At 39.2% G+C, this 22,842-nt stretch carries 16 protein-coding genes and 1 pseudogene; 5 read left to right on the forward strand and 12 right to left on the reverse strand.

The genetic code is table 11. The features are described from left to right. On the reverse strand, window positions 1-672 hold a 672-nt coding region (locus H6G73_RS19525), incomplete at its 3' end, for an AAA family ATPase (RefSeq protein ID WP_190607510.1). A 324-nt stretch (window positions 673-996) separates the two neighbouring features. Here H6G73_RS19525 and H6G73_RS19530 point away from each other — a divergent pair. Continuing rightward, on the forward strand, window positions 997-1,413 hold the full coding sequence (locus H6G73_RS19530) for a XisH family protein (protein WP_190607511.1): 417 nt from the start codon (window positions 997-999) through the stop codon (window positions 1,411-1,413). Next, on the forward strand, window positions 1,401-1,730 hold the full coding sequence (locus H6G73_RS19535) for a XisI protein (RefSeq protein WP_190607513.1): 330 nt from the start codon (window positions 1,401-1,403) through the stop codon (window positions 1,728-1,730). The genes H6G73_RS19530 and H6G73_RS19535 overlap by 13 nt, the downstream gene beginning before the upstream one ends. A 29-nt stretch (window positions 1,731-1,759) precedes the next feature. Here H6G73_RS19535 and H6G73_RS25175 read toward each other — a convergent pair. The 8 genes and pseudogenes from H6G73_RS25175 to H6G73_RS19570 form a co-directional block, all read right to left on the reverse strand. Then, a pseudogene (locus H6G73_RS25175) lies at window positions 1,760-1,861 on the reverse strand (SIS domain-containing protein); the annotation flags it as partial. A 28-nt stretch (window positions 1,862-1,889) separates the two neighbouring features. Next, entirely contained in the window at window positions 1,890-2,759 is an 870-nt protein-coding gene (locus H6G73_RS19540; protein WP_190607515.1) for an Rpn family recombination-promoting nuclease/putative transposase, read from the reverse strand. 135 nt (window positions 2,760-2,894) lie between these two features. Beyond that, on the reverse strand, window positions 2,895-4,790 hold the full coding sequence (glmS, locus tag H6G73_RS19545) for a glutamine--fructose-6-phosphate transaminase (isomerizing) (RefSeq protein ID WP_190607517.1): 1,896 nt from the start codon (window positions 4,788-4,790) through the stop codon (window positions 2,895-2,897). A gap of 436 nt (window positions 4,791-5,226) precedes the next feature. Next, window positions 5,227-5,472: a photosystem I iron-sulfur center protein PsaC gene (gene psaC, locus H6G73_RS19550; protein WP_012411495.1), complete on the reverse strand. Its 246-nt coding sequence runs from the start codon at window positions 5,470-5,472 to the stop codon at window positions 5,227-5,229. A 438-nt stretch (window positions 5,473-5,910) separates the two neighbouring features. Then, window positions 5,911-6,399 (reverse strand): hypothetical protein, encoded by a 489-nt coding sequence (locus tag H6G73_RS19555; RefSeq protein ID WP_190607518.1) that lies wholly within the window; start codon window positions 6,397-6,399, stop codon window positions 5,911-5,913. A 118-nt stretch (window positions 6,400-6,517) separates the two neighbouring features. Further along, on the reverse strand, window positions 6,518-8,206 hold the full coding sequence (locus tag H6G73_RS19560; RefSeq protein ID WP_199317781.1) for a DUF3352 domain-containing protein: 1,689 nt from the start codon (window positions 8,204-8,206) through the stop codon (window positions 6,518-6,520). A gap of 153 nt (window positions 8,207-8,359) precedes the next feature. After that, window positions 8,360-13,777, reverse strand: coding sequence for a WD40 domain-containing protein (locus H6G73_RS24545; RefSeq protein WP_242034247.1), 5,418 nt, complete (start codon window positions 13,775-13,777; stop codon window positions 8,360-8,362). Next, entirely contained in the window at window positions 13,774-15,078 is a 1,305-nt protein-coding gene (locus H6G73_RS19570) for an ATP-binding protein (RefSeq protein ID WP_190607520.1), read from the reverse strand. The genes H6G73_RS24545 and H6G73_RS19570 overlap by 4 nt, the downstream gene beginning before the upstream one ends. Before the next feature lie 330 nt (window positions 15,079-15,408). On the opposite strand from H6G73_RS19570, the gene H6G73_RS19575 reads away from it, so the two are divergent. From H6G73_RS19575 to H6G73_RS19585, 3 genes are all read left to right on the forward strand, one after another. After that, complete coding sequence (locus H6G73_RS19575) at window positions 15,409-15,768, forward strand: rhodanese-like domain-containing protein (RefSeq protein ID WP_190607522.1); 360 nt, start codon at window positions 15,409-15,411, stop codon at window positions 15,766-15,768. Between the two features lie 656 nt (window positions 15,769-16,424). After that, the gene (hrcA, locus tag H6G73_RS19580; RefSeq protein WP_190607523.1) at window positions 16,425-17,501 is read left to right on the forward strand and encodes a heat-inducible transcriptional repressor HrcA; all 1,077 of its coding nucleotides are present in this window, start codon (window positions 16,425-16,427) and stop codon (window positions 17,499-17,501) included. Window positions 17,502-17,511: 10 nt separating this feature from the next. Then, a complete protein-coding gene (locus H6G73_RS19585; RefSeq protein WP_190607525.1) occupies window positions 17,512-18,159 on the forward strand; it encodes a DUF2834 domain-containing protein in 648 nt (215 codons plus the stop codon). 296 nt (window positions 18,160-18,455) lie between these two features. Here the strand turns inward: H6G73_RS19585 and H6G73_RS19590 are convergent, their stop codons facing one another. The 3 genes from H6G73_RS19590 to H6G73_RS19600 form a co-directional block, all read right to left on the reverse strand. After that, window positions 18,456-19,946: a S8 family peptidase gene (locus H6G73_RS19590; protein ID WP_190607527.1), complete on the reverse strand. Its 1,491-nt coding sequence runs from the start codon at window positions 19,944-19,946 to the stop codon at window positions 18,456-18,458. 459 nt (window positions 19,947-20,405) lie between these two features. Then, on the reverse strand, window positions 20,406-21,863 hold the full coding sequence (locus tag H6G73_RS19595) for a pentapeptide repeat-containing protein (protein WP_390840492.1): 1,458 nt from the start codon (window positions 21,861-21,863) through the stop codon (window positions 20,406-20,408). A 250-nt stretch (window positions 21,864-22,113) separates the two neighbouring features. Continuing rightward, a complete protein-coding gene (locus H6G73_RS19600; RefSeq protein ID WP_190607530.1) occupies window positions 22,114-22,806 on the reverse strand; it encodes a pentapeptide repeat-containing protein in 693 nt (230 codons plus the stop codon). Window positions 22,807-22,842: the final 36 nt, after the last annotated feature.

The raw sequence follows: 22,842 nt of genomic DNA on the forward strand, positions 1-22,842 counted from the left end.
AATGAATTTATAATCACTATCAAATAGATATACTTTAATGTTTCGCCCAAAATCTAACATATTTTGGGCTGTTTTTATCGCATTTTTCTTAACATTCAACACTTCTGCTGCTAGATTAACTGTGGTTGTGGTTTTGCCTACACCTCCTTTGTTGTTGTAGATGGCTACGGTGAGGGCTGTTGGGGGACTGATAATTTTCTGTTTGATTTGTTTAACTGTTTTGGTGATGTTATCAAGGTTTATTTCTAAACATTGGGTGACAGGGTGGATGACTTTACCGTGTTTTCTGAAGAGTTGGATGTGGCATGAATTGGTGATGATGCCCCATTCAACGGTTTTGCTGTTGGGGGAAAGTAAATATCTTTTGATTTGAGTTACAATGTTGCGATATTGGGCTGTGCCTTCGGTGAGGTTGATGTCTCTGCCTTTAATTTCTATTAATATTTGGGGGTTATTTCCGGTGTGGAGAAAGATGTCTGAGTTGTTTGTGTTGTGACGAAGGGCAAAATCTACCGCTTCGTTACCAATGCCTGTGCTGAATTCGGGATAAACTTCTGTGGAAGGCTTGAAACCCAATGCTTTGAAGAATTCGGGCATGAAGTTTTGCCCAACTGTGACTTCTTTCGCTTTGTCAGGTAGGCTGGCTAGGGCTTGTTCTAGGGTATTGGGCATATTTGGGATAGTTGGATGTAAGTTGGAAAATATTGGTATTTTTGATAGTCCTAATTCAGGCAAATCATAATTTAGATAGATTGCTATTATCAGGTATTATACAAAAGCATTCAGTAATTAATTTCAATTAATTACAAATTATTCCACAACCATCACAACTTATCTTTTACCAAAGTCATTTTACCGAAGCGTGATAAGCAAAGCTTAAGCCTCCGGCTATCCCCCTACTTATGCCAGAGAGCGATCGCAAATCTATCATCAAAGCCATTTTAAAGAGCGATCACCTTATGGTATGAGTAGTAGTTAAATAGATTTAATATACGTATGCCAGCTAAAGATATATTTCATAATACAGTTAAAACAGCCCTTGAAAAAGATAAATGGACAATTACTGACGAGCATCTATTTATTCAAGTTGAGGATATTGATTTTTACATAGACCTAACAGCAGAGAGAATTCTAGCTGCTGAAAAAACTGGTAAAAAAATAGCAGTAGAGATAAAATCCTTTTTAGGAGCCTCAGACGTAACTGAATTTCACCTAGCTCTTGGTCAATGTCTCAACTACCGTTCAGCACTGAGGCTGACCGAACCTGAGCGGATTTTGTATTTAGCCGTTCCAGTAGATGTTTATAATGAGTTTTTTAGTCGGAAGTTTATTCAAAGAATAATTGGGGAATATCAACTAAAATTACTAATTTTTAATCCAGAGCGAGAGGAGATTGTTATATGGAGAGACTAAATTATAGAGAAATCGTCCAAAAAATTCTGGAAAGTCATGCGAAAAATCGCTCAAATAGCCAGACAGAAGTCAAATTGTTATTTGATACTGAGCGCGATCATTATCAAGTTCTTAATATTGGATGGCAAGACCTAACGCGAATATTTGGTTGTATTATTTACGTAGAAATTAAAGATGGCAAAATTTGGATCGAACGCGATGGAACGGAAATCGGAGTAGCTAATGAATTAGTAGAAGTTGGAGTTCCTAAACAAGATATAGTTTTGGCGTTTAAAGCCCCATACAAACGAAAATTTACTGAGTTTGCTGCTAGTTGAAACTTACCTATCAAGCGATCGCCTTTTCATCATTCAAATTTTAAACCACGCCGTGCGACAATATGATAAGCCAACAAGTGCAAGGGAATAAATGTCAAAAATTGTGACAATATTTCCTCAACTTCAGCTAGTATTTTGGTATGTTTGAAAAGCGTGCTTCTATTTCTCAGTAGTAGCTTCTAAATTCTGCAACCAAACAACTAAATCATCTAAACTTACAAAATCTAATAACACCTCAGTCAAAGCATCCAACTGTGGCAGCGATAACTTTTCAATCTCGATTCTTAGCTGACTTGGGACTTCCCCAAATCTTTTAGACAATAACCGCAGGATAAGATTTACTTCTCCTTGCTGTCTACCTTGTTCAGTAGCTTCCTCTCTAAGTTCTTCATACAAGCGAGTTTGCTGAAAACTGATACCTAACATTGCTTCTATCTCCACACGAGTTAAACGAGTAAACCGATAAGAAATAATTGTGGTAATTATCTCCATTATGGCGCGACTGGCTACCGTTTCGGCTAATTCCTGCTGACAACGGTTGAGCAAATATCTTGCTGCTGCTGGTGCTTCCTCTTCCTCTAGCGTTGTTAAAACCAACAAACCCACATCCAGGGGTAATTGTTCAATTTCTCCTAACTCATCCAAATATACTCGATGTACTTGTTCAGAACTCAAAAGTGCGCGATAGGGTTTATTTTCCCCTTGTTCTGTACTGCGATTTGGATAAATTACTACCGCTTGCCAATCTTGGAAACGTTCTCTATTTCGATAAAAATATAAAAACAACTCCCCAAACAAACGCTCATACAGTCGCTCATCTTTTTGAAATTGCACCTCACAAAAATAAACAACCCCTGGTGCTTCGGTTTCTGGTGGTAAAAACACCCCGTCAATTTCAAACTTTGGCTCTTTTACCGCTACCGAATCGAAGCGATAATTAGCTGCATTCGCTGGTGGATTGTCTACTAACTCAAACAGCAGCTTGGGGGATTGTTGAAATAAATAATAAAAAATAGAGTCACGTCGCATATAATGTTAATCAATCCTATACAAAAAAATTATCCTATGGTTTTTATATACAACCATAGGATAAATGTATAACTTATTGATTAATTTTCCAAGGTTTTTATTTCCCCAAAAATTCAATTTTTACCTTTATTTTAATTATTCAACAGTTACTGACTTCGCCAAATTTCTAGGCTGGTCTACGTCTAAACCACGCCGTGCAGCAATATGATAAGCCAACAATTGCAAGGGAATAACTGTCAAAATAGGTGACAATATTTCCTCCACTTCAGCAACAGGAATTAAATCATTAAAAATTTCTGCCGCTTCCCCATCATTCACAGAAGTTACACCAATTAATCGGGAATCTCTGGCTTTCGCTTCTTGGGCATTAGAAATCACTTTTTCATATACATTACCAGGCATAGCTATAGCTACTACTGGCACTTTTGCATCTAACAAAGCAATGGGCCCATGTTTCATTTCTCCGGCTGGATAGCCTTCTGCATGGATATAGCTGATTTCTTTGAGTTTTAAAGCACCTTCTAAAGCAATGGGAAAATTAATTCCTCTGCCGACAAAAATGAAATCTTTTGTCTCGGCAAAATCATGCACTAAATGCTCAATATAACGTTCTTGAGTTTCTAAAATTGCTTCAATTTCTGCGGGTAGTTGACGTAAACCATTAATGATTTCTGCTAATCTTGCGGCTGTGAGAGTTTGACGACGGTAAGCTAAATCTAAAGCTAAAGCATAAAACGCCATTAATTGAGCAATAAACGTTTTTGTCGCTGCTACACCAATTTCAATACCTCCATGGGTATTGATAATATTGGCTACCATATTACCCAAGGTGCTTTCTGGTCGATTGGTAATTCCTAGCAGTCGCACGTGATACTTAGCTTCCTTCCCTTGACGGCGTTCTTTTTCCATTCCTAACGCTGCTAAGGTATCGGCAGTTTCCCCAGACTGGGTGACACCTATAGTTAAAGTATGGGCAGTGAGGGGTGATGGCGCATAGCGAAACTCAGAAGCGTATTGTACTTGAGTCGGAATTTCTGCTAGTTGTTCTAATAAATATTTACCTACTAAAGCGGCGTGCCAACTGGTTCCACAAGCGACAATTTGAATTTGTTCTAAATCTGCATACAATGCCTCATCTATACCCAATGTCACGGGAGATTGATCATTAGCTTGGGCATTCCACCCACCAGGAAAATAAGCTTCTAAACACGCTCTGACTACACCTGGCTGCTCATAAATTTCCTTGAGCATAAAATGCTTGAATCCCTGTTTCTCTACCATGATGGGATTCCAGTTGAGGGTGCGAGGATGCTTTTTCAGGCGGTGTCCAGCGAAATTATAAACTTCCACCCCCAAAGGAGTTAAGCGAGCGATTTCACCGTTTTCTAGGGGCAATACAGCGCGGGTATGGGAGACAATGGCAGGGGTGTCAGAGGCACAGAAAAATTCTCCTTGACCAAAACCAATTACCAGAGGTGCTTGTTGACGAATGACAATCAGTTCATCAGGATAATCAGCCGAAATAGCAGCGATCGCAAATGCTCCCTCTAGTTTACCCACGGCCTCCCGCACAGCGTCAAAAAACCGCGAAGGAGAAAGGGGATTTTCGGGAATATGCTTTAAACACTCAGCTATCAGATGGGGAATTACTTCGGTATCTGTCTCGGAGCGAAATTCGTGACCCTTTCCTTTCAGTTGTTCCCTTAATTCGCGGTAATTTTCAATAATACCATTTTGCACCACAGCCACTCGCAATGCCGTATCCATGTGGGGATGAGCATTATATTCTTCTGGTTTACCATGGGTAGCCCAACGAGTGTGACCAATGCCAATTTGAGCAGGGGTTTCTATTTGCTCTAGCTTAGAACGCAGATTATGTAGCTTCCCTTTAGCTCTGACACAATGAACCTCACCTTCCCAAATAGTCGCGACACCAGCTGAGTCATAACCCCTATACTCTAACTTTTCTAGCCCAGCTAGCAGAATATTTGTCGCCGGTTGAGTGCCAATATATCCAACAATTCCGCACATAGCTCACACCCCTCCTATTTGAGGATGATTAGATTCAATACCTTGGTCAGCATAAAAGGGTCATTTTAGCAAATATTCTGATGGTATAGCCGTAGACAAGATATTTATACCAATTCAAACTCTCTCCTCTACTCCCCCCTCTCTTTCTGTCACCTGTCACCTATCACCTGTCACCTATCACCTGTCACCTGTCACCTGTCACCTGTCACCTGTCACCTGTCACCTGTCACCTGTCACCTATCACCTGTCACCTGTCACCTGTCACCTGTCACCTGTCACCTGTCACCTATCACCTGTCACCTGCTATTGGGGACAGAAATTCAGAAAAAAACAAGTGCTGAGTCCTGAGGGAAGAAGCAAGACAGCTATAAGCCAAAAATCTTGTTTCTTCTTAATCTCAGTTCCCAGCACTCAAGTACCAAGAATTTTAAAACTCTTAGTACGCTAGACCCATGCTGCGAGTTGTTTCAGCACCGAGATAAACGCGGATGCTCAAGAAGTCAGTGGGGCAAGCAGTTTCGCAACGTTTGCAGCCTACACAGTCTTCTGTCCGGGGAGAAGAGGCAATTTGAGCAGCTTTACAGCCATCCCAAGGAACCATCTCCAGAACGTCAGTAGGACAAGCGCGGACACATTGGGTGCAGCCGATGCAGGTATCGTAGATTTTTACGGTATGAGACATTGAAAAAACGGCTCCTTTCGAGTGTTCTTCTCTGCGAAAGCATCATAATCAAGGCATAGTTTACCGCAGTGCTTGATGGGCTGTAAGTAAAAGGCTACATAACTTTAAACAATTTAATAGGCGCTTTGGACAATTTATCATTTCCAGATCGTCCCTGTTTGCCTAATAGTCAGCCACATCGCTAACGAGTCTTTACGCGACTGACTCCCCACAAATAAACTAAATTGTAAAGTTGTATGAACCAATAGTAGTTAACTGCGAGTAGTTATCTATAGTATCTATCGCTTGGCGGTAATGCAACGCTATATTCCGTAACATTGTAACGAATTTGTTACATCGCCAGACAAAAGCACACCCTAGCCAAGCCCCTCGCAAAGCGAGGCACTTGTGATAGGGCAGGTGGTGTAAGTTATTCCAACAGTGATTTTGCCCTGTTAATCAGGGCTGGATGGTGAGGGTATAGTTACGTTTAACACCAGGGTCAAATGTACCTACCCAAATGCGATAGATTCCTTGTTTCCAGTCGCGATCGCTCACACTCGCATCTTTACTTTTACCTGTATCATCACCACAGCGAATTGTTTTTTCGTCTGGGCCTTGGATAAATAAGGTGGTGTCAAAACCGCCAGTATTGACTAAAATTTTGAGATTATCAAAGTCTTTTTCTAACACCAAAATGTGATCGGGATTGGGGTCACCAAAGCCAATACAGGCTTTCTGATGGCGATCGCGATTACTCATGGCCGATAAAGAATAAGCACCGTTGGTATAACCTGTGACTGTGCCTTGAGCCTGGTCAAAACCTGGAGCCAGTTTGACTGTGCCAAAATTAGCTTTTTCTGCGGCTACAGATGAGGTATTGACAATAGTAAATGTAGCTAAAATTATCCCAAGGGCATACTGAAGCCGGAGGCGACAAAATGGCATATTAGTCCTCCAACAATATTAAAAAGTAACTATATATACTAATTTTGCCATTAGTCATTAGCGATTTGTGATTGGTAAAACTACGATTAATTACCAATTACAAATTACCAATTACTGATTACGGATTGAGTTGGAAGAAGACACCACCTTTGAGAATTCCTGTCTCGCTGCCGTAACTACTGACTGTAAGCGATCGCAATTTGTGAAAAAGTGGTTTACCTAACACTTCTACAAATTTCAGCAAAGGTATTTGCTTCTCTAGCAAACCTTGGCTCTTTTGCCAGTCCAGATAAACGTAGCCTTGGTTGGGTTGGGGTATGGCTGCTATACCCTTTTGAAAATTGGGGTTATCTAGGACAGATTTTGCTGGGGTAGCAAGGATTTGATTCATTATCTCCAAGTCTGAGGCAAAAATTTCGTAATTATCTAAAGATGTATGGGCACCTCGGATTTTAGTTTCTACTGATAATGGTGCTTGCTTTTGTTTAGCAGTGGTTAACTCTGTCCAAGCCAGAATTTGGTGATTATTTAAGGTGAGGGAATTGACATTTAAGCCGTTTTGACTAGCAATTTTGTCTAAATTTACAATCCCTGCTTCTAGTTGAGGAGATTTTTCCACCACAAACACCCAACTAGGGAGAGAATTATTGGTATGTGGTAGAAGTGCGATCGCATATTCTCCTGTCACCCAACTAAAAATATCCTGATTAAAATTCAATCCCCAGCGTTTTTGTATCTCTACTAAAGGTTGAGCCAAACGACCCAAAGCATCTTCCCCAGTACCGTAAAGAGTGCTAGTCCCCTGTTTCCAAAGTTTTGCTAAATTGCTTGTTTCTAAATTCGTTAAATTAACACCCGCTACAGCCACACCAGCCGATTCAGGAATGTAACGCCAAGCTGCTATAGGTTGAGCTAATAACGGTGCTGAAGATTCCGCCTTTGTCGGTGCTAAAAATGTGGTTTCTGCCAACAAACCTTGGGGATTTAACACCAAACCCATAATTTCACTGTCATAGGTGGCAGCAGACAATTTTAACCCTTGCCATTGGGCTACCATAGGCAAATTTAAAAAAGCCACTGCTACTGCATGTTCGGGTAATTGTTCCGTGGCCTTTTGATATTTTCGCGAACTAGTTAAATTCAAATCCGGTGCTTGTAAATTATTAATTGCTTCTCGCAACACCTTGGGGTCATTGGCAAATAAAACAAAATTATCCACAACTGCACCAGCTAAAGTATTTTGGTTTTTAGCACCAGCAGCCACTTGATGATTGTCGTAGATAATCTTAATCCCTTGATATTGTTCAACCTCTAATTTTGCTCCCAACAAAGCACGTTTAGAAAACAGCAGTTCCAAAAACTCGCGACTCTTCTCTGGTTTTTCTGTAGCTAGTGCCATCAAATATCCTGACTGAAAACCATTTTCTGTATTTCGGTCTAAATCTTTACTAGTTACAGCTAAAGTAATCTCATTCCCCAACCAAGGGCGAATATCTTCTTGGTAATCTATATTGCTTTTCTCGAATAGATTATGTTTAATCTCAGCCAGTTCTCCCTGGGTATCTAATTTCTGTAGCTTCTCAGGATTAACTAGCAAAGACACCATTACAGGTGCTAGCTTCGAGACAAATATTGCCGCACCAGGTTGGGAACGAGAGGCAACAAGATGAGCAGGACTGCGACCCACAAACCAGTAAAAGCCAGCAATACCCAGTAAAACTAACCCAATCACACCAGCCACTAAAAAACCAAAGAAGGAGTTTTGTCTGTTCACACTAAACCTATTTTTCAGCTTTTCTGCCACCATGAAATAGTATAGGATTCCTGTGCTATCTCTGCCTCAGCTGGATGAAGGCAGGCCAGACTGGTAAGTAGATGTCATAAAAAAATTGCTATAAGTCCCGACATTCTGTCCAAACTTCTCTACGATTCATTTCCACCATCGGTCTAATCAACAGGTCTAAATATCGTCGCATAATTTTTTATCCTCCTCACTCAAACCCACATTAGGATTCTGCAAATAATCCTGCAACCAAGCACAACCATCCTTTAAAGCCCGGTCTAAATCCCGCACCGGCCACAACCGCGCTGTATTGTCCCATGATGCCGTAGCAATGGTTTGACCGTCCGGGCTGAAACTCACACTATTTACAGAATCCTGATGACCAATAAATTCATGTAGCAGTTGGCCCTGCAAGTTCCACAATCGCGCTGTATTGTCCCAGGATGCCGTAGCAATGGTTTTACCGTCGGGGCTGAAACTCACACTATTGACACCACCCTGATGACCAATAAATTCATGTAGCAGTTGGCCCTGCAAGTTCCACAACCGCGCTGTCTTATCATCGGATGTCGTAACAATGGTTTTGCCATCAGGGCTGAAACTCACACTATTGACACCACCCTGATGACCAATAAATTCATGTAGCAGTTGGCCCTGCAAGTTCCACAACCGCGCTGTCTTATCATCGGATGTCGTAACAATGGTTTTGCCATCAGGGCTGAAACTCACACTATTGACACCACCCTGATGACCAATAAATTCATGTAGCAGTTGGCCCTGCAAGTTCCACAACCGCGCTGTCTTATCATCGGATGCCGTAGCAATGGTTTTACCGTCGGGGCTGAAACTCACACTATTGACACCACCCTGATGCCCCTGAAACTCCTGGATTATTTGCCCCTGCAAGTTCCACAACAGCGCTTTCTTATCTAAGGATGCCGTAACAATGGTTTTACCATCGGGGCTGAAACTCACACTATTGACCTCACTCTCATACCAAATCAATTCCTGACCCTGCAAGTTCCATAACCGCGCTGTCTTGCCAAAGGATGCCGTAGCAATGGTTTTACCCTCCGGGCTGAAATTCACACCAAAGATAGGATAATAACGCCCCTTAAACTCCTGGATTATTTGCCCCTGCAAGTTCCACAAACGCGCTGTCTTATCTAAGGATGCCGTAGCAATGGTTTTACCGTCGGGGCTGAAACTCACACTATTGACACCACCCTGATGCCCCTTCAATTCCCGAATTTGTTGCTTCTGCAAGTTCCACAAACGCGCTGTCTTATCTAAGGATGCCGTAGCAATTCTTCGTCCGTCAGGACTGAAACTTACACTTAAGACAGCACCCTGATGCCCTTTTAATTCCTGAATTTGTTGACCCTGCAAGTCCCACAACCGCGCTGTCTTATCTAAGGACGCTGTAGCAATGGTTTGACCGTCAGGACTAAAACTCACACTCCAGACAAGACCCTGATGACCTTTAAATTCTCTCAAAAGTTGTCCTTGCAAGTCCCACAACCGCACTGTCCCGTCACTGGATGCTGTCGCAATGGTTTTGCCGTCGGGACTGAAACTCACACTCCAGACAAGACCCTGATGCCCTTTTAATTCCTGAATTTGTTGACCCTGCAAGTCCCACAACCGCGCTGTCTTATCTAAGGATGCCGTAGCAATGGTTTTACTATCGGAGCTGAAACTTACACTTCTGACATAACTCTGATGCCCCTTAAATTCCTGGAGGAGTTGACCCTGCAAGTTCCACAACCGCGCTGTCTTGTCATCGGATGCCGTAGCAATGGTCTTGCCGTCAGGGCTGAAGCTCACACTATTGACAGAATCCTGATGCCCCTTGAATTCCTGAATGAGTTGACCCTGCAAGTTCCACAACCGCGCTGTCTTGTCAGCGGATGCCGTAGCAATGGTTTTGCCGTCGGGGCTGAAACTCACGCTATGAACCCAACCCTGATGACCTTTAAATTCTCTCAAAAGTTGGCCCTGCAAGTCCCACAACCGCGCTGTCTTGTCATCGGATGCCGTAGCAATGGTTTTGCCGTAGGGGCTGAAACTCACGCTTAAGACTGTATCCTGATGGACTAATTGGTTGCGTTCTTTAATATTGTCAACAATAGTATTTAACGCATAAATAGGGCTAAAAGCTGGGTATTTTTCCAGGGGACGGCCATCTTTAACGATATTTTTTATTTCTTTGCCGTTTTTAATTGCAGATATCAAAGATGGTAAAGCTTCATATTCAAATTGTCTTAAAGAATTAACTCCTGCTCGCTCTAGGTTTTTTCCCTGTAGTGCTTCTTGTTGTTCTGTTTCGGCTTTTTTTTTAGCTCGATATGCTGTTGTTAGGGCGGCTTGTGCCTCTTTGCGAATCTCCTCAGCTTTTTTAGCTTGCGAAATAGCTTCCCGTTGTTTTGCTTCTGCTTGTTGCGATTTCTCTTCCGCAATGTCCGCTTTGGTAATAGCCTGTTTAATTCTTTCCTGAGCTTGTTTATTTTCTTGTGCTAATTTATCAGCTTGTCGCTGAATATTTTGCAGTTGAGATTGAGTGTGTTGTAACTTTTTAGTTGATGCTTTTTGCTTGTAATCGGCAGTTTTAGCTTTACTTTCAGCACTATTCTTTTTATTTTCTAATTCTTGAGCTTTTGTTTGTAATTCTGATAATTTGTTTTGAGTTAATATCTGTTCTTGATTTAAAGATTTTAATTTCTGCTCTGCATGATTTTTTGAATTCAGTAAATTTCTAACTTCTGATTCGACAGTTTTAAGTTGTTGACCTGCATACGCTGCAAGCATAATAACCAGTACAGAAAAAAGTCCTGTCACTCCTAAAGTCCAAGCTGATCTGAAATTAGCCTTTTGAATTTGATGTTCTGCTTTTTGTTTGGCATCAGATAATATTTGCCTTGCTTCTTCTGCGTCCTTAAGCTGCTTTTTTGTTTCTACTAATTCCTCTAATAATTCATTTCCCTGTTGTTGCCGAATGAACTCAACTAAATAATCATGTACCAATTGATATCTATCCGCAGGTGATTCTGGTAAAAGTAAAACTAAACCCGAAGCCACAAAAATCTGTAAGATTAAATCTAAAATTTTGCTTTCTGCTACTAATTGTTCTGCTAACTCAGCGCGAGTTTTTAAAGGTCTTGTACCATTTTCATCTGTAAGTAAATATAAAACCAGTCGGGCTATTTGTTCATTTTCTGTACCACAATTTTTAATAGCATCTTCTAAAAATTTTTCAACTAATTTTTCTTTATTACCAAAGGCTTGATATTTCTCTAAAGTTTTAATTTGTTCAGTTTGTAATTGTGAACCGACTATTTGTAATTCAATTGGTCTAACTTCCCCAATATCTCCTGCTAAGTCTTTGACTAATTCATCAATTAATTCTGCTTGTAAGTAAAAGCGCGTTTTTTCGGTGAGAGTTTTAATTACAGCTTTTGTATCTGCAAGTGAAAAATTACCCAGATAATAGCGAATACTTTTATCGAGAATGTTATTATTAATGACAGTGACATCAAATAACCGCTCAAATTCTAATAAATAATGTAAATAATCTTCTCGTAAGGAGAAGACGATTTTTACAAAAGGAATGTTGAAACAGATTCGTAAAAAATTATAAAACTGTTTTCTTTGCCCTTGGTCTTGATAAACAAAGAAAAATTCCTCAAACTGGTCAAATATTAAAACTGTTAACAGATTCCTTTCAGCATTTTTTCGCAACTCTTTGATAATTGCATCTGGTGATTTTAAAAAGTTAGCATCCAAACTAGTTATTTTTTGTGCTAAAGCACGTCCTAATATTCCTACCCAATCTGTGTAAGCTCGTAATAAAATCGGTAAAGCGTTTCGCGCTTCAATTGGCTGTTGTTGGAGTGCAGGAATTAAACCACCTTGTAAAATTGAACTTTTCCCCACTCCCGACTGACCATGAATTACCGTTAATTTATCTTGAGTACCGCTAATTCTTGTACATAATCTTCTGACATCGATTTCTCGACCAGAAGCATAAATTTCAGGAGCAATTTTAACTGTGTTGTCTGGTTCTAACCGTGTAGAATTAATTGCTTGCCGTTGGGGATTAATATAAGATGCACCTACAAATGCCCGCAAACCATATTGTTGTTCAAGTTGCAATTTTTCTTTTTTAGTAGTAAAGGCTTTTAAATATTCACCTTGTTGAAAATAGACTTGATTTAATTTATCTAAAATCTCAATATATAGATGAGGATTATATTGAATATCATAGTTGTTCTTGGCGATTTCTAATTGTTCAATACTAGCTGAAATATCCTCTAAACCATGATAGGCTTTAGCTAAGAGAAATTGATAATATGCTTCTTCATTTTGAGAAATATGTAAAGACCTCTCTCCTTTTATAAGAGAGGTTTTATCATCATTATCTCTTGTTCCATCTCCTAAGGGGAGAGGGTTAGGTAAAGTTAATTCAGATTTATTTTCTTGAGACAATATTTTTACAGCATCATCTAATATGTATAATGCTGTTTCTACATATTTTTTAGCTTCTTGAAAGTTAGCTCTATGTAAGGCTAATTCCGCTAAAAAACTATAATCCTTAGACAGAAATAACCTATAATTATTTTGTTGTTGATGTATTTTTAGTGATTCATTAACTAATTTCTCTAATTCATACCACGATTCTAGCTTCAAATACACTTCACATAGTAAAGTAATGTATTGAGATAATGAATCTTGATTTTCTGTGTATTTAAAAATCTCTAAACTTTGCTGAAAATAGTTCCTTGCTTCTGACCATGAATTTTGACTATCTACCTGACTGATTGAGGCTTTTCGATAGTAAATTAAACTGATATTAACTAACAGTGTACCTTGTCTCTCTAAATTATTGCTTTCTTGCCAAAAAGCTAAACTATGTTGATAATGTTCTAAAGCTGAATCTAAATTATCATCTAAATAATCACGATAACCAAACACATATTCTAAACTAGCATTAACAGCAGGGTTTAATACTTCTCCTCTTTGTTGTAAATCTTGTTTAGCACTTTCTAACTCTTGGCAGAAATAAGCAGGTACAAGATTAGTTATATTACCTGCAAATATTCTATCTGTTTCCTGTTGAATAAAATCCAGTAATTGATTATTAGGGCTTGTAAACTCAATCGTAGTCGCCCAATTCTTTAAATCTGGTGCTAACCTAATCAATTTCTTTAATATTTCATCATTTACCCACAGCAACAGGGGAAATTGAAAATTATTTCTAAACTGTTCTCGTACTTGGTTAGCCGCAGTCAGTACAATATCAATATTTTCTACAGACTCTAGACCCAATACCATTAATGCTGATGGTTGGTGATTGAGAAATTGTTCAGCTATATTTGTATATAGGGTTTTGATATGTGGTGGTAAATTAATCGTGATAATATCTGTAGTTTCCCTTGCCTGTAATTTTTGAACTATTTGTTCACGAATAAAACTGTAATTACAACGCAGCAAAATCAATGAAAAATCACCTTGAGACAGGGTAATTGCTCTATTTAAAATCTGCAAATTACCCTCATTTTCAATATCAACATCCTCTGGTTGGTACTGATGACTCATAACCTAAACTTTGGCGATTCTTGTAAAAGTGGATTAATGTCAAACCAAGACCCATCTTCATCTATATATTCAAAAACAAACAAATCCCGAATTAAACTTTCATATTCTTCATGCCCTTGAATACTTTTGCGTTGCCATACTTGCTGTAATAATTGCCATTCATCATTATCAATGGCACGGGTCAAACTATTAGATTCTTTCTTAATTACTCTTTCTAAACAGTCACGAGAAATAGGTGGATCATCTTGTTGCAAGCAACTATATAACAAGGATAATAAATTCCGTAAATGACCACCACTCACTTTACATAATCGCTCTAAAGTCTCCTGATTATCAAAAACTTCCCCAATCAGTTCCGTTGTTCCTTGCCAATTTTCTCCAGGAAATGCTCTAGCCATAATCATATTTTGTAAGAGTGTAATTCCCAAGCTAAAATCTGACCCATCTCTTTGTTGGACTGCAACCATTGGTAAAACTTTGGGACTGACACCAAACCGATTATTTAACCTAGCTAAAGCATTAGAATAGATCAATACTAGGGGAATTGTGTAGACTACATGGCAATTGAGGTTTTTTAACTGATCACCACGTTCAACAAATAGATATTCCGGTTGATATTGACCATTGGGTTTAGGAGCATTATCTATTCTATCTAGGTTATCAATAATGACCACTAAACCTTTTTTGCCTTGCAGCTTGAGTTTTTCCCGTGCCGGTTTGAGTAATTCTTGATTAATAGAATCTAAGATATTTCTGGTGCGAGGTTCTAAATGTTGTCTTAATTGACTCCGCAAATTAGGACTATCCTTAGTTTTAGCAGTGATTTTACCAATACCTACCGATAACTCTGCTTCTACTCCCAACTCGATTGGTGTTTGTAAAAAACTCGCAACCTCTGTAAACAAGTTTTGAAAATATCCAGGATGCAGATTGATTTTGACTCCTTCTAAACTCTGACTGACTTCACGAGCAATGGCTAATAAAATATCTGTAACATCAACATCAGCCATATCTAGACTTTGGTTAGATTCAAAATAGACTACATGAAAATCTTGCTGTTCTAATTCTGTTTTCAACCGTAGTAATTCCGTAGATTTACCACAACCAATATGTCCGGTAAATAATTGACAAGTAGGGTCTTCAGGTGAGAGTCGGGTAATAGTGCGTTTTAACTCTTCAATTATCCTCGCACCCCTAACTTCCGAGAAATCAATATAATATTGCCTATCCTCAGCTTGACCCATTACCAACGTCTTAGCAGGGTTACAAGCTTTAAAAAACCTGGCAAAATCTAATTTCATCGTTAATTACCCCAAAATTACCCGATAATAAGCCCTCTTCCGTAATTATACTGTTAGTGATGGGATAAAGTGATAATAAGGTTCGTTAACACCTTCAATAGACATCTCCAGAAACCCTGGTAGAGACGTTCCGACGGAACGTCTGATAACCCTTTAATTTGCACATGTATGGCAAGCAAGATGCCCACCCCACAAGAGTTTTAATTTTAGACAATATGCGTCGATGAGGCTGCTGCGGTATGCTTAACTCATGTTGCTCTTTCAGTGCTGTCTCTTATCTATTTTCAGCCTCTCAAAGAGCTTTTGACATTCTTTTCTTATAAAAAGTGCATGACAGGTCAATCTTTTGGTCAACCCATTACCCAAATAACCGTAGAGGAACTAGCGCAACGTTTAGCGGAGGGAGAAGCAGGACTGCAACTAGTAGATGTGCGCGAACCCCAAGAGGTGGCTCTAGCAAGGATTGAAGGCTTTGTAAATCTGCCTTTGAGTGAATATGAGCAATGGCATAAGGATATTACCACTCGCTTGAATCCTGATGCGGAAACTCTGGTTTTATGTCATCACGGAATGCGATCTGCTCAAATGTGCCAGTGGTTAGTCACCCAAGGTTTTACAAATGTTAAAAATATTACTGGAGGTATTGATGCTTACTCCCACCGAGTAGATCCTTCTATTCCTACGTATTAACTTTAAAGTGTCAATTCATATCCTTTGCAGTTAAGGGACTGGCAAAAAATCCATCATTCCTTCCAGGTGCGGGTTTAACCCGCGCTGTTGTTATACCAATTCAATCAAAAACTTCTGTCTTCTTCCTCAACAATGGCATTAATTATTCTGTAACTTCTGTAACTTCTGTCTTCTTCCTCTGTCACCTGTTAACTGTCACCTAATAAACATATTCAAACTGCATAATTAGGGCAATATCAGCATCATAAAAGCAGCTTTTTTGATGAAAAAGCGATAACAAGCTCTAGTGTTTGATTGACTCTTCAGGAACAAAAAACTGGATATTTTGACTACAGATTCAGAAAAGTAGTTGTCAAAAATTGTACAAATTTTAAAATAAAAATTAGTAGCTAAACACACAGCCTATACCATTGGCTTATGAAATACTACTGATAAATCAAGGCATTGACTATCTATCACAAATTTTCTAGTACAAGCATGAATATAGAGGAAAATACGCATTATCAGCTAGAGCAAGTAAGGTTTGTGCTGACTTTATATAATATAAGTATATAATTTGCTATCTTGAATTAATTAATAATTTATCTTCTTTGTGCCTTAAATCACAAATTTTTTTCAAACTTTAATTAAGATTTGCCTTCAGTAAAACATCCCTTATGCAAGTCCAGCTGACCAATCGACAACAGCATATACTTTGGGCAACGGTACGCCACTATATTGCTACAGCAGAACCTGTTGGCTCCAAGGCTCTAATTGAAGAATTTGACCTGGGAGTCAGTTCAGCGACGATCCGTAACGTCATGAACGTTTTAGAAAAAACTGGGTTACTCTATCAACCACACACTTCCGCGGGCCGAGTACCTTCGGATTCTGGTTATCGGATTTATGTAGACCAACTGATTACACCTTCAGAAGTGTTAGCTAAGGAGGTGGAAACAGCTTTACAACAGCGTCTTCACTGGGAAGATTGGAGCCTAGAAGCTCTATTACAAGGCGCAGCCCAAATTTTAGCCACCTTAAGCGGGTGTATTACATTAATTACCATGCCGCAAACGACAACGGTATTGGTGAGACACATCCAACTTTTACAAGTTGAATCAGGTCGAATTATGTTGATTGTGGTGACGGATGGTTATGAAACCCATTCTAAAGTGATGGATTTATTTAACCAGCCATCAGCATCTGAACCTGAACCAGAAGTAATTGACCGTGAGTTACAAATCGTCTCGAATTTTTTAAATAGCCATTTGCGGGGTCGCAGTTTATTAGAGTTGGCTAATCTGAATTGGAGTGAATTAGATCGGGAGTTTCAACACTACAGCGAATTTTTAAAGAACTCATTGACGGAATTAACAAAGCGTGCCGTATCCCCATCGGCGACGCAAATTATGGTGCGGGGTGTAGGAGAGGTATTACGTCAACCAGAGTTTTCGCAAGTACAGCAGGTGCAAACGATTATGCACATGTTGGAAGAAGAACAAGAGCAACTGTGGCGATTAATTTGTGAAGAACCGGAAATCGAAGATGCAGGAAAACCAAGGGTAACTGTCAGAATTGGTACAGAAAACCCCTTGGAGCCGATACGTACTTGTTCTTTGATTTCCTCTACCTATCGTCGAGGTTCTATTCCGGTGGGTAGTGTGGGGGTTTTGGGGCCGACCAGGCTAGACTATGAGAGTGCGATCGCTGTAGTTGCGGCAGCCGCAGATTATCTCTCAGAGGCTTTTAGTTAACACTGACTGTATGGTTAGAAAAATAGGTTTTGGTTTAATTTGGCTAGGGTTTATTACCTATGCCTTTTTATTTGCTCCTCCTAATGATCCCAACACCTCCGAGTTAATTAAAAATATGCTGGTCTTCCAGTGGGAAGGAATTAACCCCTTGGTGATAGCCTTGTTTAACTTGTTGGGTATTTGGGCACTCATTTATACTGCTGTCATCTTGATGGATGGCAGAGGTCAAAAAGTCCGCGCTTGGCCATTTGCGATCGCATCCGTAGGAGTGGGAGCCTTTGCTATCCTCCCATACTTAGCCTTAAGAGACCCCAACCCACAATTTGAGGGCAAAAAATCCCTATTAATCAAAATTCTCGACTCTCATCTCACTGGGATGGCTGCTGCGCTGATCGCAGGGGCCTTAATCGTCTATGGTTTACAAGGTGATTGGGCTAATTTTGTCCAGCAATGGCATAGTAGCCGCTTCATTCATGTCATGAGTTTAGATTTTTGCATGTTGGGTTTAATTTTTCCATCCTTATTAGGAGATGACATGGCTAGGAGGGGTTGGAAAAATCATCAATTATTTTGGTTATTTGCATTAATTCCCTTTTTTGGCCCCTTAGTTTATTTATCTGTACGTCCACCTTTACCAGACACAGAAATTAAAAATTAAAAATCCCCCAGTGCCTACTCTGGGGGATTTTGGCTTAATATCAGGGTGTAATTGAATTCTATTCCTCATCCTAATTTTGGGGATGTAGTGTAGCGGCCTAAATGGGTATGGCATCTGAGGGTTGACAGTCCCAAACATGAAAGATTGCAAACTTACCTCAATCGTTTTATCAGCAACAAACCTGTCATTTGAGGTAAATTTATCACCAATAATATAGTGGAAAAGATGAACTTTTCTGGTCTTAAATCCACCTCAAAAACCCTCACATGGCTAGGATTGAGCATAGTTAACAACCATTATTCAGATAGAGGAAAAATTCCTTCTTGAGTGTAGTTAGAGACACTATATTTAACATTGCCACTATCGTAATAGCGGGATAATGACAGAGATGCTTGATTGACTAATCTGTCATTATTGACATTTTGATAATTAATACTTTCAATTTTTGGTGTGGAAGTTTCAGTGTCACCAAATCTCAACTCTAGTCCATCTTCACCAATAGCTACCACTACCGGTGGAAATTGTACTGGTGGTTCAGTTTTATTTTTAGATTCTGATTGAGCATTGAAAGTAAAGTTTCCTTCTACTACCCGACTAATTAAATCAATGGGAAGAATAGAATCGAAGGGAGGAAACAAAGATGGTGAGTCAAAGGAAGGTTGACTGGATGGTGGAGTTTGTTGATTATTGCCATTGACTGATGTATCCATGACAATGGTACGGACTTGACTTTCTGTCAGGTTGGGGTTGGCACTGAGCATGAGGGCCACTACTCCAGCAACATGAGGTGATGCCATCGATGTGCCACTGTAATACGCATATTGATTATTCGGTAGTGTTGAATAAATATCTACACCAGGAGCAGTCACATAAGCCATGTCTGTAGAACCAGAACGGTTGGAGAAGTCAGCTAAGTTGTTATTTTGGTCTACTGCTCCCACCGCAATACCTGTTTTGTTCGCATACTGTGCAGGATAGGCTGGTTGTGAGCTACCATTGTTACCTGCTGCCATCACCACAATTACACCTTTGCTGCTGGCGTATTCCAAGGCTGTTTGCAAGTTTTTATTACCAGAATTACCCCCCAGACTTAAGTTAATGACTTTAGCGCCATTATCAACGGCGTAATAAATTCCTTTGGTGATGGAATTGTAGGAACCTGAACCATTTTCATCTAGGACTTTGACTGCCATAATTTGAGAATCATAGGCAATGCCAGTTATCCCAGAACTGTTATTTTCAGCGGCAATGGTGCCAGAAACATGAGTACCGTGACCGTTGTTGTCTAAAACGTTATTATTGCCATCGTTAAAGTTCCAGCCGTTGGTATCATCTACATAACCATTGCCATCATCATCGATGCCGTTGCCTGCAACTTCTTTGGTATTTGTCCAGATATTATTGTTTAAATCTTCGTGGTTATAGTCTACCCCTGTGTCTAATACGGCGACAATTATGCCTTTGCCGGTGTAGCCATTAGCCCAAGCGGTGGGTGCTTTGACCATATCGGCTCCCCAGTTGTTGCCACCTACTGGTGCTACATCTGTATAGGGATTTGCTCCTACAGCTTTGCTGACTGCTGACCCAGCGTTAATTAAACCATAGCCATTATTGCTGTTAAATGTGCCGTTGATGGTAGCAGTTTCTGTGTTCGTGAATAGTGAACTACTACGACCATAGATACTAATGCTTTTGTCAGCCTGGGTAGTGAACGTTTCTGTTGTGCTACTAGGATTAATTGCTAATCCTTGATCTGTTGCTAACTTGTTAGTAATATCAAGCTGCATAAATATTTTACCCTCAAAAATAACATTTTTTTGTCACAGGCTAAACCTAGCAACCTCACAGCTTGCTCAAAGTTGCTTCTACATTTTTTGGTCTTTGTCAATAATTACTATGATTTACTCAAGATAAAAAGCTAATTTAGCTACTAAGGAAATAATTGCGAATTTAACTGAAGTGACAAATTAGATTTTAAAAATATAGTATACTTAATAAAGTGTATTTTTATTGGATAAAGAGAAATCAAGGAACAATCAATAAGTCATTATTTCCTAATTTAAATCATGATTTTGTCAAAATTTTCTTACATATCTCTACTCTATCGGTTACTATATTGAATTTGTGAATTGTAAACTGTGATTATTTAACAATATTTGCATTTTCAATATTGATGGGAATAACAAATAGTCAGTAAACAATAAAAAGCAGGATGCACCCGAATACCCTAGAAATTCAGCATTGTTTCAACCAGATTGCCGCCAGTTAGTTGGTGCTTCGATATAATCGGGAAGGCGAGTAGTGCGATCGCCTAATGCCACCAAAATTTGTCGTAATTGCAGATTTTTTGCACCTGTGAGAATCGCCCCGCCTAGCTGCACATCAGCCATTTGAGCATCCAATAAGTTAGCACCCATCAAATTTGCCCAAGACAAGTTAGCTTCTTCTAGAGTGGCACCGGCAAGATTAGCACCCATCAACTTAGCTTGAGATAAATCAGCTTCTGTCAAACTAGCGGTACTCAGGTCAGCAAAGTATATATCGGTGTGCTGTAATTTAGCTGCATTTAAATTTGCCCCTTGTAAATTTGCGCCGGTTAAATTTGCCCCTTGCAAATTCGCACCAATTAATCCAGCTAAATGTAAATTAGCTTTTCCTAACTTTGCCCCTTGCAAATTAGCCAAAAATAACTTGGCACCAGACAGATTAGCAGCTTTGAGAGTAGCTTGTTGTAAATTGGCTTTATAGAGATTTGCATTTTGCAAATTAGCAGAACGTAAACTCGCACCAAACAAATTAGCGGTACGCAAGTTAGCACCACACAAATTAGCACGATTGAGATTCGTCCAACTTAAATTAGTTCCCCGCATATTTGCTTTTACCAAACTAGCTTCATAGAGAATTGCACCTGTTAATTGTGCTGCATCTAAATCAGCTTCTCGTAAATCGCACTCCCTCAAATCAGACCCGCACAAATCAGCCCCACGTAAATCTACGCGTTGCAAATTCGCTTTTGGTAAATCTGCTTTTCGCATATTGGTATGACGCAAATCTAACTTATGATTTTCTTTATCTAAGAGATAATTACGTCTACCTATTACCGTCAGTGCTGCTTGAATATCGGTACGGGGTTTCACTAATTCTGATTGCCAATGTAAATCTGTTTGCAGGTCAGGATGCACTCTATTTTGGCGTGTTTCCAAATCAACTATTGTTTTATGTTGATGTTCTGGTGCAATGGGCGCATTTTCTCGCACAAACGCTGTCAGAATTTCCATAATTGTCCAATGTTCTTGGGGGAAATCTTGAGCAACTCGTTCTAAAGCATAAATTGCACCTGTGCGAGTCTCTACTTTTTCATGTCCAAGTTGGGCTATGGCACCAAGAAAACAGTCGGCAATCACTTTATCTTGAAAGAGTTTGGTATTCTGCATCCCAATTGCCAAATTCTTCTCAGTAGCGATCGCATTTTTTTGCAACGCTTGTGTCCGTTTAGATATATAATAAGCGTGAATCATCACCCCTAGCCCCAGAAACACTATAGCAGTAGTAATTAACGCTTGATTTCTATAAGCTACTTGTTGCTGAATTGATAATTTTTCAAGATTAGGAGATGGAAAAACAATCAAGATTAGAGATAAAGCAACTATTACTGTGATGACGATAAACCACTTCCAGGTTGTGTCTCTACTTTGAGCAGAGATACCAGCAATATTCTTCACAATCATGAGTTGTTACTGAGATGATTGGGAAAAACAGTATAGCATTTTGCTTTCAATTTGGATATAATTTAGTAGTATTAATTAAATCTTCTACTGAGGGATGGATATTCACCACAGATAATTAATAATTTTGGTTATAAAAAATACACTTTTTGTAACTTTATACTTCAATTTATTCAACCTTCAACTATCATCATCTACATTATTATTGTTAATATACCTGAATAGAACCTTACAATTTTGATTCTCGTAAATTAGCTCTATCTAGATTTACACCAGTTAATTTAGCACCTTTTAAATTAGCCAGAAATAGATTTGCCTGATGTAAATTAGCGCCAGAAAGGTCAGCACAATCTAAATTAGCTGCATTCAAAATCGCCTCAGATAAGTTAACTAATCTTAGATTAGCTCTTGAAAGTCGAGCCGCCGTTAAAATCGTACCAGACAAGTTAGCACCTAGCAAATTAGCATCACTGAGATTTGCTTGATAAAGATTGGCTTGTTGTAAATTAGCTCCTGGTAAATCTAAACCCCGTAAATCTGTATAACTCAAGTCTATTTGTTCATCCATTGAAACCCTATTCATATCTCTACTACAGATGATATGCATGATAGATTGAAGTAACTGATGGCTTTTACTAGTGAAATTACGTGAACTGTTATCTGTTGCTGTTAAAGGTGCATATTTTTTCACGAATTTACATAGTAAATCTATAATGATCCATTGGGATTGGGGATTATGATTAGCAATAGATACTAAATCGTTAATCGCACCTGACCTGGCATCCTCATTTTGATTAGATAGCTGATTAACAACAGTATTTATATTAGATATACTATATTTATGGTTATAGAAAAATTTTAATTGAGACTTGAGCAAAAATAACCAATTAGGTTGATTAACAAAAACTTGATGGTTAGACATACTGTTGATGATTAGCGATAAATTAATAAATACAGA

This window comes from Richelia sinica FACHB-800 (assembly GCF_014698825.1).
GTDB lineage: Bacteria > Cyanobacteriota > Cyanobacteriia > Cyanobacteriales > Nostocaceae > FACHB-800.